11 protein-coding genes and 1 tRNA gene are annotated in these 13,868 nt (G+C 65.2%); 2 read left to right on the forward strand and 10 right to left on the reverse strand.

What is annotated here, in order from left to right; all coding sequences use genetic code 11:
• Positions 1-4 precede the first annotated feature (4 nt).
• From JJJ16_RS05310 to JJJ16_RS05330, 5 genes are all read right to left on the reverse strand, one after another.
• Positions 5-517 carry a helix-turn-helix domain-containing protein gene (locus JJJ16_RS05310; protein ID WP_219751171.1) on the reverse strand — a complete coding sequence of 171 codons (513 nt, stop codon included), beginning with the start codon at positions 515-517 and terminating at the stop codon, positions 5-7.
• A 104-nt stretch (positions 518-621) separates the two neighbouring features.
• Complete coding sequence (locus JJJ16_RS05315) at positions 622-1,539, reverse strand: hypothetical protein (protein WP_225905000.1); 918 nt, start codon at positions 1,537-1,539, stop codon at positions 622-624.
• A 160-nt stretch (positions 1,540-1,699) separates the two neighbouring features.
• Positions 1,700-2,050, reverse strand: a complete 351-nt coding sequence (locus JJJ16_RS05320) for a hypothetical protein (protein ID WP_219751646.1) — start codon at positions 2,048-2,050, stop codon at positions 1,700-1,702.
• Positions 2,051-2,344: 294 nt separating this feature from the next.
• Entirely contained in the window at positions 2,345-2,977 is a 633-nt protein-coding gene (locus tag JJJ16_RS05325; RefSeq protein ID WP_219751647.1) for a DUF4232 domain-containing protein, read from the reverse strand.
• 115 nt (positions 2,978-3,092) lie between these two features.
• Positions 3,093-4,595, reverse strand: a complete 1,503-nt coding sequence (locus JJJ16_RS05330) for an amino acid permease (protein ID WP_219751648.1) — start codon at positions 4,593-4,595, stop codon at positions 3,093-3,095.
• A 217-nt stretch (positions 4,596-4,812) separates the two neighbouring features.
• On the opposite strand from JJJ16_RS05330, the gene JJJ16_RS05335 reads away from it, so the two are divergent.
• A complete protein-coding gene (locus JJJ16_RS05335) occupies positions 4,813-5,505 on the forward strand; it encodes an MgtC/SapB family protein (RefSeq protein WP_219751649.1) in 693 nt (230 codons plus the stop codon).
• Positions 5,506-5,577: 72 nt separating this feature from the next.
• On the opposite strand, the gene JJJ16_RS05340 is transcribed toward JJJ16_RS05335, so the two are convergent.
• The 4 genes from JJJ16_RS05340 to JJJ16_RS05355 form a co-directional block, all read right to left on the reverse strand.
• Positions 5,578-7,365: an ABC transporter permease gene (locus tag JJJ16_RS05340; protein WP_219751650.1), complete on the reverse strand. Its 1,788-nt coding sequence runs from the start codon at positions 7,363-7,365 to the stop codon at positions 5,578-5,580.
• A gap of 147 nt (positions 7,366-7,512) precedes the next feature.
• A tRNA-Met gene (locus JJJ16_RS05345) sits at positions 7,513-7,589 on the reverse strand.
• 114 nt (positions 7,590-7,703) lie between these two features.
• Positions 7,704-8,498, reverse strand: a complete 795-nt coding sequence (locus JJJ16_RS05350) for a hypothetical protein (RefSeq protein WP_225905001.1) — start codon at positions 8,496-8,498, stop codon at positions 7,704-7,706.
• A gap of 203 nt (positions 8,499-8,701) precedes the next feature.
• Complete coding sequence (locus tag JJJ16_RS05355) at positions 8,702-11,719, reverse strand: UPF0182 family protein (RefSeq protein ID WP_219751997.1); 3,018 nt, start codon at positions 11,717-11,719, stop codon at positions 8,702-8,704.
• A 182-nt stretch (positions 11,720-11,901) separates the two neighbouring features.
• On the opposite strand from JJJ16_RS05355, the gene JJJ16_RS05360 reads away from it, so the two are divergent.
• The gene (locus tag JJJ16_RS05360) at positions 11,902-12,471 is read left to right on the forward strand and encodes a PPA1309 family protein (protein ID WP_219751651.1); all 570 of its coding nucleotides are present in this window, start codon (positions 11,902-11,904) and stop codon (positions 12,469-12,471) included.
• A 106-nt stretch (positions 12,472-12,577) separates the two neighbouring features.
• Here the strand turns inward: JJJ16_RS05360 and JJJ16_RS05365 are convergent, their stop codons facing one another.
• Complete coding sequence (locus JJJ16_RS05365) at positions 12,578-13,759, reverse strand: PDZ domain-containing protein (RefSeq protein WP_219751998.1); 1,182 nt, start codon at positions 13,757-13,759, stop codon at positions 12,578-12,580.
• Between the last annotated feature and the right edge of the window lie 109 nt (positions 13,760-13,868).

Raw genomic sequence — 13,868 nt, forward strand, 5'->3', positions numbered from 1 at the left:
ACCACTAGGGCTTTGTCCCGGTTTGGGAGCGCCTCTGCGCCTTCAGGGCAATCGATTTTTTTAGGTACGCCACCTGCGCCTCGAGCTTGCGCACGCGCTCGGCGAGTTCCTCCTCACGCGTTGGTGGCACCGCCCGCACCGACCCCTTCGGCCTGCCCTTGGGCTTGGGCTTGAGCGCCTGCACGCCGCCCTCGCGGTACAGCCTGCACCACTGCTTCAACGGTGTCGCGCTCGCAATACCGAAACGCACCATCGCCTCAGGCTTACTCATCCCACCGTCAACCACGGCCCTCGCTGCGGCGACCTTGGTCTCATAGTCGTATTTGGCCCGCTTTACTCCCATGGCAAGAAGCCCGCCCCTCCCGATCACGCGGTACATCTTCTGCCACTCTCTCACAGTCTCGGCAGACACACCAAGCCTCCTGGCGGTCAAACCATAGCCACATCCCCTCTCAAACATCTCCACCGCCTGCTCCCGAAGCAAACGATCATGCCTCAACCCCAGATCCACAGACACGAAAAGCCTCCCATTCCCTGGACTTCAATTTCGATGTCCAAGAAACGGGAGGCAGTTCAGAACGAGGCCGGGGCCGAGTCATGTCGTGGCTCTTCAACGCGCGCCTAGCGCCAGTCCAGGGCCTTCATCGCGTCGTCGTAAGCCTCGGACGTGAAGAGACGGTCGAGCGCCTCAGGCTTCTTCTGGTAGTAGGCAAGCATGCTTTGTACGCGAGACGGGAGGAGCCGCAGAGTCATGAACACGATGGGGCATTCAACGTCCTGCCCGACGTTGATCAGCAGGCTCCTACCGTTGTTGCGCTGCCCAATCACCTTGGGCTGATCGTTCCACGGGATCGAGTAGTGAATTCCGCCCTTGCCCCACAGGTCCACGCGTTCCTGGCTGACGACGATGCACTCACCGCTCTGTGAACCAACGATTTTCCAGAGCAGATACGCCGCGAGGGCAAACGCGCCCAACAGGTTGAACGTGGTGAGTTCCTTGACCTCGTGGTACGGCCCAAGGAAGAACGAGAAGAAGAAACAGACACCGCTCGCAGTGGTAAGCAACGTACCCACAAGACGCATGGACATGAGAAAACCGCTAGGACGCAGGACAATCGATCCCTCGGGCGTGGACACGACACTCACGAGCCTGCGCGACCAACCTGCTTCCGTCACTCCCACGATCAGGCAGACGATGCCGCCGATTACCGAAGCGGCGACATAGAGCATGTCGTTGATGAAGATTCCGATTGACGTGAAGAGAACCGCCAACGTGAGGCCGATGCCCCACACGAGCCAGGGGCGCAGCGAGCGCCGATCCGTATGGTAGATCGTGTAGAAGGTGCCGTAGCTCGGTCGCATCATCTGAGGGCTGGGTTGCCCCACGGGAGCCGGAGGTGTCGGATTCACTTGCGCGGAGGAACCCCGATACCCCGCGGCGCTCGACGCGGAAAGCGGTTGCTCGTTGCCAGCCTGCTCGGCAGGGGTAGTCTCGGCGGCGACATCGTTGTCGCCGGTGGGCGGTGCAAACTTGTTCATACGTCTCCGATCCTCCTCGCGTGGCGCCCGAAGGCACTCATGCATCCAGCCTATCGTGTGCACGCTCTCCCACCGCAATCAGCCAGTCCTGCGCGCATGGTTTGGCCCCGGCCTCGTCACTATGAACGAGGCCGGGGCCGAGCCTGACGCTCACGGGCCGTCAGGAGCGAGCAACCTCCACGGCGGTCGTCTGCGCAAGGTTGGACAGAGCGGTCACGAACTGCGCGATCAGCTTGCGGTTGCGGCTGTCCTGCATGAGGTTGGGCAGGCCCTTGGTCGTGCAGGTGACCTCAACGACGGTGCCGGCCTCGGAGGGAATAAATCCAACGACGATGTTCTCGCCCCAGGACATCATGCCCATCGGGGTATCGAAGGTGACAACCTGACGGTTGGGGTCCGCGAGCGTCACGGTCGCCTTCGGAACGGACTGCGCAGCCGGGGTAGCGAGCTGGAACAGCTGCTCGAACGGCACGTCGAACTGGAATGCCTGGGTTGTGGAACGCATACCCATGGGAGTGTCTCCTTAAGGATCTCAGTGTGCACAGTCGGCGCGCACGGGTTACGCGTCAACCGGTGAAGAAGGGGCCACGCGCACGATCGCGGACACCTCGGTGTGGCGCTGCGAATGCGCGACTTCTTCCAGCTGGTTCAGCGTAGCAGCACGCGCCCAAATCTCATATTCCGTCACCAGAAATGACCATCACCTTCGTTGAGAAAGCACATGCCGGGCCCATAGACGCAGGCGGGCGGCGAGATGTCATCCGTCTCGCCGCCCGCCCTGTTCACAGAAGTGACGGCACCTTCCTCAGGAACGCGGCTCGAAGGGGCTGACCGACACCGAGGGCATCTCCTGGCACACGCGCAGGGTCAGCTGCAGGCTCGTCACGCCGATGCCCGCCTCGGGCATGACGTCGACCAGCTCCGAATCGGCGGGGTTACACCCGTCAACTCCGTCCGTCGATTCTGCCGTCAGGGTCACGCCCACACGGCCGCCCTGAGCAATCGTGTAGACGTTACCGGGGTCCTCACCGTCGCGCACGGCAGTGGAGATGACAGAGCCGCCGCTGGAGAAGATGATCTGCGGGAAGCCGTCAATCCAGCACGAGGGCCCCTCGTTTATGAAGCCGATTTCCACGTAGGTGGTGCCGCCCGCCTCCTGCTGGGAGTCGATGGAGGGCTGCAGGTTCGTCAGGTCGCAACGCTGGTCGTTATCGGCAACGTTCACCTCGGGCGCCTGGTTTCCCTCGTCGGGCACGCCACTCTGAGGGCCAGCGCCGCTCTGGGCGGGCATGTCGCTCTGCGAGGCGGAAGCGCTCGGGGAAGCGGACGAGGCAGTGGACCCCGACTCAGGCTGGGGGCCCTTCGGGGAGCAGGCAGCGATGCCCAGGACAAGGGCCGACAGGGAGGTCACGGCAAGAATGCGTCGCGTGTTGATCATGGCCCCATCCTATGAAGTGCCACGCCGCTCACGCACCGCCACGCCGGGCAGAGCCCAGGGGTGACAAGGGGCGCACCGGGCGTTAACTACCCACCCGGCCCCGGCCTCGTCCCCTCTATCGAGTGACCGGCTCAATCTCCACGGGGGCCACGTCCATCTCAGCCAGAGGCACCACCCGATCCTTGCGCGCCACGTGGTAGCCCCACCAGACCGCGCCGAACAGCGGCAGGCCAATGTAGGAGGAGGCAACCTCCCAGACCTGGCCATGAAGCACGGCTTCATAGTTCTGTCCCGCCATGACCACCAAGCACATGACGAAAGCGATGATCGGGCCCGCCGGGAAGAACGGCGATCGATACGGCAGGTCCTCGAGGCGATATCCCTGCAACAGGTACGCGCGGCGGAAACGAATATGACTGACCGCGATACCCAGCCACATGATGATGCCGGAAATACCGACGATGTTCACCAGCCAGATGTACGCGTCGTTGAAGACCAGCTGCGTGAGGAAGCCAAACGCCGCAGTCACCGTCGTCACCGCCATCGCGTAGGCGGGCACGCCGCCCTTGGTAACGCGGGCGAAGATTGCGGGCGCCTGGCGCTTGAGGGCCATCGAGTGCAGCATGCGCGAAGCGGCGTACAGGCCCGAGTTACCCGCGGACAGGATCGAGGTCAGGATGACTGCGTTCATGACGGCGGCCGCCGCGCCGATGCCCATGCGGGCGAACACGAGCGTAAAGGGCGACTGGGCAATGTTGTTCGCCGAGTCGTCGGCCGCGCTCAGCAGGCTCGGGTCGGTGTAGGGCAGCAGCGTACCGATAACCGCGATCGCGCCGATGTAGAAGAACATGATGCGCCAGAACACCGTGCGAATCGAGCGCGGCACGTCCCTGCGCGGGTTCTCGGACTCGCCCGCTGCCACGCCCACCAGCTCGGTGCCCTGGAAGGAAAAGCCCGCAATCATGAAGACCGCGATAACGCCCACGAAGCCGTTATGGAAGGGCGCGTCCCCGATCGTCCAATTCGACAAGCCCGGAGAGTTTTCGCCCATCACGCCGGCGATCATGAAGACGCCCGACAAGACAAAGACGATGACAATGACGACCTTGATGGCCGCCAACCAGAATTCGGCCTCACCGTAGACTCTCGCCGAGAGCGCGTTCAGCCCGACGACGATCACGAGGAAGCCCACCGCCCATATCCACGACGGCACAGACGGGAACCAGTAGGCCATGACCAGGCCCGATGCCACAAGGTCCGCGGCCACCGTCACCGCCCAGTTGAACCAGTAGTTCCACCCCATCGCGAAGCCGAAGGACGGGGAGATGAACTTCGTGGCGAAGGTCTGGAAGGAGCCCGCGACCGGCTGGTGCGCACTCATCTCACCCAGGGACTGCATGAGGAGCAGCACCATCAGGCCAATCGCCGCGTAAGCGAGAAGGGCACCGCCCGGACCGGCGTTCGCGACCGTCGCACCGGAGGCCAGGAACAGGCCCGTGCCGATCGCGCCGCCGATGGCGATCATCTGCATATGACGCGACGCCAGGCCGCGCTTGAGCGCCGTGTTGGAGCGCTCGCGCACATCACTGGCGATGTCGTCGGGAGTGGGGGTAGCCATGAGTCGGTTCCTCATCTGTCGATCGTCGAGTCCCATCTTAGTCCCACAATCGCTTGTGTCGACGTTGGTAGATTCTTTTCTCATTCTTTAACGAGGCCGGGGTTCTCCTTCCGCTCTTGACACCCCGTTGCCCACCACGACCTCGCGCGCACCAAACGAGCCACACACACGCTGGGCAGTTACACTAAACCCACCCACGCCACCGCAGGAGGTTCCTATGACGCAATCCCTCATGAGCATCGGTTGGATGCTCCTCGCCCTCGTCCTCTCTGCATCCATCGGCCTCGAGCGACAAATCCGAGGCAAGAGCGCGGGCATTCGAACGCAGGCCATCGTCGGCCTCACCGCGTGCCTCATGATGCTGATCTCCAAGTACGGATTCTCCGACATCCTCGTCGACGGCATCACCCGATACGACCCTTCGCGCGTCGCCTCACAGATCGTCTCCGGCATCGGCTTCTTGGGCGCGGGCATCATCCTGACCCGTCACGGCGCGATTCGAGGCCTCACGACTGCGGCCACCATCTGGGAGACCGCGGCAATCGGCATGGCGTGCGGGGCAGGCCTGTGGTGGCTTGCCGTGGCCGGCACGGTTTTGCATTTCATCGTCATCGCGCTCCTGACGCCCCTCGTTCAGTTCATCCTCATGCGCACGCATGGCCACAAGGTGACGCTCACTATTCATTACACGCCGGGGCACGGCGTCCTCTCCACGCTCCTCAGCCAGGTTTCAGCTCTCGGCTGGACCGTCTCCACGGTGTCGACCCACACGGATTCAAGTGACCGCGCAACCACCGCGCGATTCACTGCTGCGACGCGCCAGGACCTCTCACGCTCCCTGCTGGTGACCACCCTGGCCGACCTCGATGGCGTCGCGGGCGTCGACATCAGCGAAGACGACGACGAATAAAGTCCACAGCGTAGACGAGGGGCCCGCGGATCACCGCGGGCCCCTCGTTCATGCCATCAGGCTCTCAGCGCATCACGCCTGAGGACCGAAAGGATTGTAGGGCTTGTCGCCCAGCTGGGGCTGCTGACCCTGCTGCTGGCCGAACTGAGCCTGCTGGCCAAACTGGGGCTGACCGGCCTGGGGGGCCTGGAATCCGCCCTGCTGCTGGCCGAACTGAGGCTGACCGGCCTGCGGGGCCTGGAAGCCACCCTGCTGCTGGCCGAACTGGCCCTGCTGCTGGCCCATCTGCACGCCGGCGAACGCGCCACCAAAGGCATTCGGGTTGTTGATCGGTGCGACCGCACCGGTCTTCAGCTCCATAAGCAGGAGGCCGCCCGCAGCGCCGAGCGCGAGGGAGAACAGCAGCAGCATGAAAGCGCCAAAGCCCGCATCGACGTACTTATTACTAATCGCGACAATGAACTGAATAACACCGAGCAACGCCACCACAAGCGCGCCGATGCCCGCCGACAGGTACGCCCACTTCTGGTTCGTGAACCAGTAGGCGGCACCCAGGCCGACGACAGCCATCAGCATGATGAGGTGGAATGCCGAGTAGCCGCCCTTCGCCTCGAACATCGACGCGCTGTAGCCGTAGGCAGAAACGAAAGGCAGGAACATCGAGACGAGGATCAGCACCGCCGACGCGGCGATACCGATGAGCGAGTAGGTCGCGCGAACGGAGCGGCCGCTCACCTTGCCCGTTTCGGCCACAACGGCCGTCTGGAACTGGTTGAACGCCGAGTTCGCGGCAGCGCCGAACTGCTGGGCGGCAGCGCCGAACTGCTGGCCCGTCGACTGGCCCGCCGGAGCGTAACCCGGCTGACCGTACTGCTGCTGGCCGGGCTGGCCGAAGGGGGCCTGCTGGCCCTGCTGCGGCTGCGCGCCGAACTGGGGCTGTCCCTGCTGGCCGGGCTGGCCGAAGGGGGCCTGCTGGGGCTGACCTTGCTGCGACTGCGCGCCGAACTGCGGCTGCCCCTGCTGAGCCTGCTGACCCTGCTGGGGAGCAGTACCGTACTGGGGCTGGCCGGGCTGGCCGAAGGGAGGCTGCTGGGGCTGACCCTGCTGCGGCTGCGCGCCGAACTGGGGCTGACCCTGCTGAGCCTGCTGACCCTGCTGGGGAGCAGTACCGTACTGGGGCTGACCGGGCTGCTGACCGAAGGGGGCCTGCTGGCCCTGCTGCGGCTGGGCGCCAAACTGGGGCTGACCCTGCGGCTGAGCGTCTACCTGCGGCGGGTTGCTGAAGGGAGACTGCGCGACCTGTTCTTCGGTCGACAGGGCGGGAGCGGCCTCGTCGCCCGCAGGGGCCTCGGACTGCGCCGCGCCCTCGAGGATTGCCTGCTCGAGGTTGTCATCGTGTGCCTCGGCGGCCTCGCTCACGGGAGCCTCGGGCTCGACGTGGGCAGCCTCGGGCTCGACGTGGGCAGCCTCGGGCTCGACGTGGGCAACCTCGGGTTCTGCGGGAGCCTCAACGTGCGGCTCTTCGACCACGGGCTGCTCGACGGGGGCCTCGGCCGGGGCGGCGTTAGCCTCGGGCTGCGCTTCTTCGTGGACACCGGCGAAAGGCTCGGCCTGCTCGCCGGTTTCCTCCGCGGGGGCCTCGGGCTCGGAGACCGCAGGTTCCTCAGCAGCCGGGGGCTGCGCGGGAACGACACCCTGGTCCGCTAGCCACTGCCCGAGGGCAGGGTACAGCGACGGGTGCGTTGCGACGTAGGGACGCAGGTCCGGGCGAGCGGCAGTGATATCCGCGAGATCCTGGGCCGAAAGCGCCGGATTGCTCAAGTCGGCAGCGGTGAGCTGCGACGGATCGATAGTGCTCATCTGTATTCCTCTCGCACCCGTAGGTGCAGTTCCTGATGGCGAACAGCCAATACTATCGCGCCGAGGGTTGTATACGTCAAGACGTTCACACCATGAAACATGGGCGTGATACAAAAGACCCGGCCCCTCACGGGACCGGGTCTGTGGTGGTAGCGGGGACAGGATTTGAACCTGCGACCTCCGGGTTATGAGCCCGGCGAGCTACCGAACTGCTCCACCCCGCGTCGGCTCTAGATACTCTAGCGCATCGACCGGGAGGGCACAAACCGTGCGCGGTGATTTACGTCCCAGCGGTCAGTATCTGTCAGCAGGCGGGCATTCACGCGGCCCCAGCGCGCTCACTGGGGCGCGGCAAACCCTGACACGTTCGTCACCTGAGCGGACGAGGCCTCGGGCGCCACCGCGGAAGAAGCGGGCTCGGGCATCACCGACGGCGAAGCGACGTGGCCGGCCGGAGCCGCTCCTCCAGCAGGAACGGGAGCGCTCATCGCGTAGGGCGAGGGCGCCGGCTTGAAGTCAGGGATCGCGAGCAGGATCGCGGCGATGACACAGATCCAAGCAATCGCCCGCATCAGGAGCAAGCGCGCACCCAAGAGTCCGAGCTCATAAATCCCGGGCTCAGGCACGAACGCGTGGTACCAGACAGAATCATTAGCAACGAACATGACCGGTGTGACGATGAAGAACAGCACCAAAATGATGGACGCGGCGACGTAGCGCGCAATGACAGCGCCCCTGCGCAGATAGAGCACCGCAAGCGTGATGACAACGATGTCAATCAGACGCCACAGCCAGAACAACGGGTTCGAGAACTGGCTTACGTAGTCGTCGAGATGATCGAAGTGATAGGGAATGAATCCATTCACCAGGGAGATCCCCTGGAGGATAATGATCGTCCACGCGGCGATGCGTCCGCGCATGGATAGCGACGAACGAGCCGTATTCGATGGGCCAGCATACAGGGGCGCCGCGCCATAAGGATCTGCGGTCGGCGCCACCATCACGGGAGCACTCATCGGCGCAGGCAGCGAGGAAGTACCCGCCGGAGTCGGCAGCGACGAAGCTCGCTCCGGCGCCTCGCTTGGCTGAGGCACACCCGAGGAGGTAGCGAAGGGATTATTGGGCAGAGTCATCGTCTTCCTTCCACGATGTCGATGGGTCCCAGAGACAGATGCCCTCACCATAGCAACGACGCGCCGGGGCAAGCCGGACGACAACTCATGCTGGGATAAGCTCCCCCATCCAGTTGTTTCCACAAAGCGCATACGGCCGCGCGCCCGGCCCCCTCACGACGTGTGATAGGCGGGACCGGGCGCGCGGCGGCTTCCGTCAGCAGTTATGAGCCGCTTTGGGCACCACTCGTGGCAGATGGGCTCGGGCTGGGCGTCGGTCTGGGCGTCGCCGCACCGAGCTCCTGCTGGGCAGCCTCGGCGCGGGCCAGGGCGTCGCGCAGACGAGTCTGAGCCTGGCCGAAGGCGGTCCAATCGGACTTGCTCATCGCCGAATCGGCGTCACGCATGGCCTGAGCGGCATCGTTGATGGCCTGCGTCAGGCGGGCGTTCGCGTCGCCCGAGGCGGCCGGCGGGGTCGCACCCGACTGGCTGCCGTCGTCGCTCGCTGGCGGCGTCTGCGGCGTCGTCGCACTACCATCGTCGGCGACGAGCTGGCGCAGCGATTCTTCCAGGGTGGGCGCGAAGCCGACCTTGTCACCGAAGGCGGTCAGAACCGAGCGGAGCACGGGGTAGGACGCGGAGCCGGTGCCCTGCACGTAGACGGGCTGCACGTAGAGCAGGCCGCCGCCGACCGGCAGGGTCAGGAGGTTACCGCGGATAACCGTGGAGTCAGCCTGGTTGAGCAGGTTGAGCTGGGTCGCGATCTTCTCGTCGGAGTCGTACTTGTTCTGTACCTGGCCGGGGCCGGGCACGGTCGTCGACGAGGGCAGGGCGAGCAGGCGGAGCTTGCCGTATCCCTCGCGCACCTGGCCGGGGGTGTTACCGGTCTCAGAGTCGACGGCGAGGAAGCCCGCCATGGCCTCGCGTCGGCCCTCGCCGCCGCCACCGGGCACGAAGACCGAGGTCAGGGAGAACTCAGCGCTGTCCTGGCCGGGCATCTGCATGGTCAGGTAGTACGGCGGCTGCAGAGCGGTCGGAGCGGGCACGGGGTTGCCCGCCGCGTCCACGCGCGTGGAGGAGTCGGAGCTGGAGGCTGCGCCGTGGGTGGAGGTCTCCTCGGCCAGGCGCCAACGGTCACCGCCGGAGTAGAAGCCGGCAGCGTCGGTCACGTGGTACGTGGCGAGCAGGTTGCGCTGGACCTTGAACATGTCCTCCGGGTAGCGCAGGTGGCTCATGAGATCGCCCGAGATCGCCGAGACGGGCTCGACGCTGCCGGGGTAGATCTTTTCCCAGGTGCGTAGGATCGGATCCTGGTCATCCCAGCGGAACAGGCGCACGGAGCCGTCGTAGGCGTCGACGATGGCCTTGACGGAGTTACGCATGTAGTTGATCTTGTTGGCCTGGACGTACTGGCCGACCTCGGTGGAGCGAGAGTCCACGGTGGCATTCGAGAGGGTCTCGTGCTGCGCGTAGGGGTAGTTGTTCGTGGTCGTGTACGCGTCGACGACCCACACGAGGCGCTTGGGGGTCGAGGGGTCGCCGTCCATATCGACGACCGCCGGGTAGGCGGACTGTTCGAGCGTCAGATAGGGCGCGACCTTTGCGACGCGCTGGAGAGGATCGCGATTGTAGAGGATCTGCGAGGCCTCGTTCGTCTGCGAGGAGAAGAACAGATCGGTGGATCCGAACTTGATCGCGTACAGGAGCTTGTTCCACACGTTACCCACGGAGGGGCCGCCATTGCCGACAAAGGTCGTGGAGACCTGGCCGCCAACCGCGGTGTCGTCCGGGTAGTCAAGTTCCTGAGGCTCGGAGCCCTCGGGGGCGCCGACGATCGAGTAGTCGGGCGAGCCGGGGCTGAAGTAGACGCGCTCCTCGTAGTCGCCCATCTCGCCGACGGAGGGCACGGACTGCTCCCAGTAGGAGGGCAGGCCGTCGCTGGTCAGCTGGTTGCCGTATGCGGCGACCGCGCCGTAGCCGTGGGTGTAGACGGTGTGCTGGTTCACCCAGGTCTGCTGTTCGGCGGACAGGCCCGAGAGGTTGAGCTCGCGCACAGAGATCACGGTGTCGCGGCGCTCCCCACCCACGTTGTAGCGGTCGACCTTCATGCCCGAGTTGAAGCCGTAGTACAGGCGAGACTGCTGGAGCTGCTGGACGGTCTTTGTGATGACCTGCGGGTCGAGCAGACGCACCTGGGAGGTGAGGGACTCGGTGTCGAACTGACCGGCCGAGGCCGTGGTGGCCGCGTCGTAGTTCGTCTGATAGTCGACGTCCTGCAGGCCATATGCGGCCAGCGTGGCGTCGATGTTGCGCTGAATGTAGGGAGATTCAAGGCTGCGCTGGTTGGGGCGCACGCGGAACTGTTCGACGAGGGCCGGGTAGGCGCCGGCCAGGACGAGGGCCGCGATCACCGTCACCGCGACGCCGGTCACCGGTAGGCGCCACGTGCCCTTGAAGGCCGCGACGACGAAGAGGACCGCGACGAGTCCGGAGATGACCGCCAGGATGGAGTGCGCGGGCAGCGTCGCGTTGATGTCGGAGTACATGGCGCCATGAATGGAGCCGGAGTCCGAGGTAAGCAGCTCGTAGCGGCCCAGCCAGTAGTTCACGGCGATGAAGAGCGACAGGCAGGCGGCCATCAAGCCGGACTGCAGGCGTGCCTGCTTCGAGGCGTGAGGGCGCGGCGCCAGGCGGATCGTTCCGTACAGGTAGGACACGATGAGGGCCGCGATGAGAGCGATGGCGGTGACGGTCAGCAGGAAGGACACGAGGACCTTCAGCGCGGGCAGGACGAACACGAAGAACGAGATGTCCAGACCGAACTGGGGATCAACCTGATCGAAGGAGGAGCGGTTGAGGAACTGGAGCAGCGTCTGCCACTCCGTGGCCAGGCGAGCGCCGTTCGTGAAACCGAAGAACAGAGCGACGCCCCAGAACGCGAGTCGGCGCACGGGCTCGAGAGCCTTCTGGTAGGCGCGCAGGGAGGCCGACGCCTGTCCGCGCGTCGAGGAGGCGCGATGCCGGTATGCGTAGGACATCGAGAAGAAAATGAGGGCCGTGGCCACGACGAATCCGACGACGAACAGGCCGATGTGTGCTCCCCACTGGGTGAGGATGACGCGGGTGGCGCTCATCTGGCGGAACCAGAGGATCTCGGTCCACACGATCGACGCAGCGTAGATGATCGCGCCGATCGCGATCAGGACGCCCAGAGTGATCGCTCCGGGGCCGGGCTTGTGCATCTTCAGCTCGACGGGTGGGCTATCGGGGTCTCGTGGCGCCCGCGCTCCCCCCGGGGGGAAGACCGAAAAATTGAAGCTCACGGCAGTCCTCTCTGTAAAACCGATCGGCTCCGATCCAGTGTAGCGGCGCACATGCACTTCTTCGTCTCAGTCTTATTCGCTCTCCGTGAGATTATGGGGGCATGACTGTTGAGATGATGCCGAGTGCGCGCGAGATCGCGCTGGCCAACGTGGTTGTCGATATCGAGAAGGGCGCGGCCCGTGTGGGATGGGATCACGCCCCGTCCATCTACGCGCTGGTGCCGACTGCGATGCTGCTGGCGGACCCGAATCTACCTGCTGACATTGCGGAGCAGCTGCGCGCCGGCTGGGATGGCACCGAGGACCACCTGAGCGCGATCATCCAGGAGGACCTGGCTGACGACGACATCGAGCAGGTTCTGGCGCATCTGGCCTGGCCGGAAACCGTGCCGGGAGCGGCGATCACGGTCGAGCGCATCGTCGTTCCGCCGGAGGTCGAGGACGAGGCCCCCGAGGACCCCGACGAGGCCCTGGCCTTCATCTCAAATCACCCCCTGCGCACGGACGTGCGTCTGGCCGTTGGCGTGATGCGTACGGGCGAATCGTGGTGCGCGCTGCGCACCCGCGCCTTCGACTCTGACGACAAGGTCGGGCAGGGCTCGACGCTCGTCCCGGCGCTGGTGGACGCCCTGCGCGCGTCCCTCGAGCCGGTGACGGACGAGCAAGCCTGACAGCATAGAGGAGGCCCCGGCCTCGTCCGGACCAGATGGACGAGGCCGGGGCCCTTTGTCACCCACCTGACGAAAGTCGGTGGGCGGGCTTGAGAGCGCCCCCGCGCTACTGGCAGGTCGGCAGGGCGTCCCCGGTGCCGTCGGCGATGGAGCGCACGGCGTTCACCGCCTCGTCGAGGGTGGACACCGAGACGACGCGCAGCCCGTCGGGGACGTGTCCGACGACCTCGTTGCAGTTTTCGGAAGGGGCGAGGAACCACTGGGCCCCGTCGCGGTGCGCGCCCCACAGCTTCTGCTGGATGCCACCGATGCCTCCGACTTGGCCGTCGTAGGACATGGTTCCGGTGCCCGCGATGACGTTGCCGCCGGTCATGTCGCCGGGGGTGAGACGGTCGATGATGCTGAGCGAGAACATCATGCCGGCGCTCGGACCACCAACGCCGTCGATGTTGACGGTGATGTCGACGGGCAGGGCGGGGTCGACGGAGAGGTAGACGCCGAGCTTGGAGCCGCTCTCGGTGGCGGACGCGGCGACGGATGCGAAGGAGACGTCCTGCGTGGCGCCTTCTCGTTCGATCGTCAGCGTCATCGTGGAGCCGGCCGGCACCGATCGCATGAGGGCGAAAGGAGTTGCGGCGCTGGTGATCTCGTGACGTACACCGTCCGGGGTGGTGATCGCGCGGAGGATATCTCCCTGTTGGACGATCCCTTCCGCGTTGGTTCCCTCAACCGCGCCCTCAATCGTGACCGTCGCAGGAACCTCCCACCCGAGGTACTCGAGGGCGGCGACCTGCGAGGTCGTCTGCGAGTTACGCATCATGGCCAGCTGAGCCGTGCTCGCCCGTTCCTGCGTCAATCCCTTGGGATACACCGACTCGTAGTCCACGATCTTGCTGTGCGGGTCAAAGTACGCGGCGATGAGCTGTGCGAAGTTCAGGCGAGACTTGGGGTTTCCCGATTCGGAGACCGTCACCATGCGCAGCTGCCCCTGCCCCGGCTTCGCGGGTGCCTTGTACGAGGTGGACTGAGGCTCGTCCTGCTCGATCGGTTCCCCAGTTGCAGGGTCGGTTCCCTCGATCTGAAGCATGGGAACTCCGTTGTCGGATCCCAGCACATTGAAGGTCGGACCGGGGCTATTGACCACGAAGGGAACGGGGATCCAGAAGAGGATCACCACCATGGCGAGCGCGGCGAGGACCGCCGTGACGATCCGCCAGCTGACGATGGGGATACGCCGGGTGGAGTCGTCCTCCTGCAGGGGCACCAGCTCGATATTCTCCGAGGTCATCTGCGCATCGTTCACCGTGTCATTGTGTCCCACCCGCTCCCCCTGCGCACGCGCGCCGCGCGCCACTCCTTCAGCTCTCAGCGTTTTTGCAGAAGATTGTCAGCCCCCG

It is taken from the genome of Schaalia sp. ORNL0103 (assembly GCF_019429565.1).
Taxonomy (GTDB): domain Bacteria; phylum Actinomycetota; class Actinomycetes; order Actinomycetales; family Actinomycetaceae; genus Pauljensenia.

Coding starts and splice junctions, on each gene's coding strand:
- JJJ16_RS05320 (WP_219751646.1), bottom strand. CDS start 2,050: ATGGGTATGCGTTCCACAACCCAGGCATTCCAGTTCGACGTGCCGTTC.
- JJJ16_RS05315 (WP_225905000.1), bottom strand. CDS start 1,539: ATGAACAAGTTTGCACCGCCCACCGGCGACAACGATGTCGCCGCCGAG.
- JJJ16_RS05360 (WP_219751651.1), top strand. CDS start 11,902: ATGACTGTTGAGATGATGCCGAGTGCGCGCGAGATCGCGCTGGCCAAC.
- JJJ16_RS05365 (WP_219751998.1), bottom strand. CDS start 13,759: ATGACCTCGGAGAATATCGAGCTGGTGCCCCTGCAGGAGGACGACTCC.
- JJJ16_RS05340 (WP_219751650.1), bottom strand. CDS start 7,365: ATGAGCACTATCGATCCGTCGCAGCTCACCGCTGCCGACTTGAGCAAT.
- JJJ16_RS05350 (WP_225905001.1), bottom strand. CDS start 8,498: ATGACTCTGCCCAATAATCCCTTCGCTACCTCCTCGGGTGTGCCTCAG.
- JJJ16_RS05355 (WP_219751997.1), bottom strand. CDS start 11,719: ATGCACAAGCCCGGCCCCGGAGCGATCACTCTGGGCGTCCTGATCGCG.
- JJJ16_RS05330 (WP_219751648.1), bottom strand. CDS start 4,595: ATGGCTACCCCCACTCCCGACGACATCGCCAGTGATGTGCGCGAGCGC.
- JJJ16_RS05335 (WP_219751649.1), top strand. CDS start 4,813: ATGACGCAATCCCTCATGAGCATCGGTTGGATGCTCCTCGCCCTCGTC.
- JJJ16_RS05325 (WP_219751647.1), bottom strand. CDS start 2,977: ATGATCAACACGCGACGCATTCTTGCCGTGACCTCCCTGTCGGCCCTT.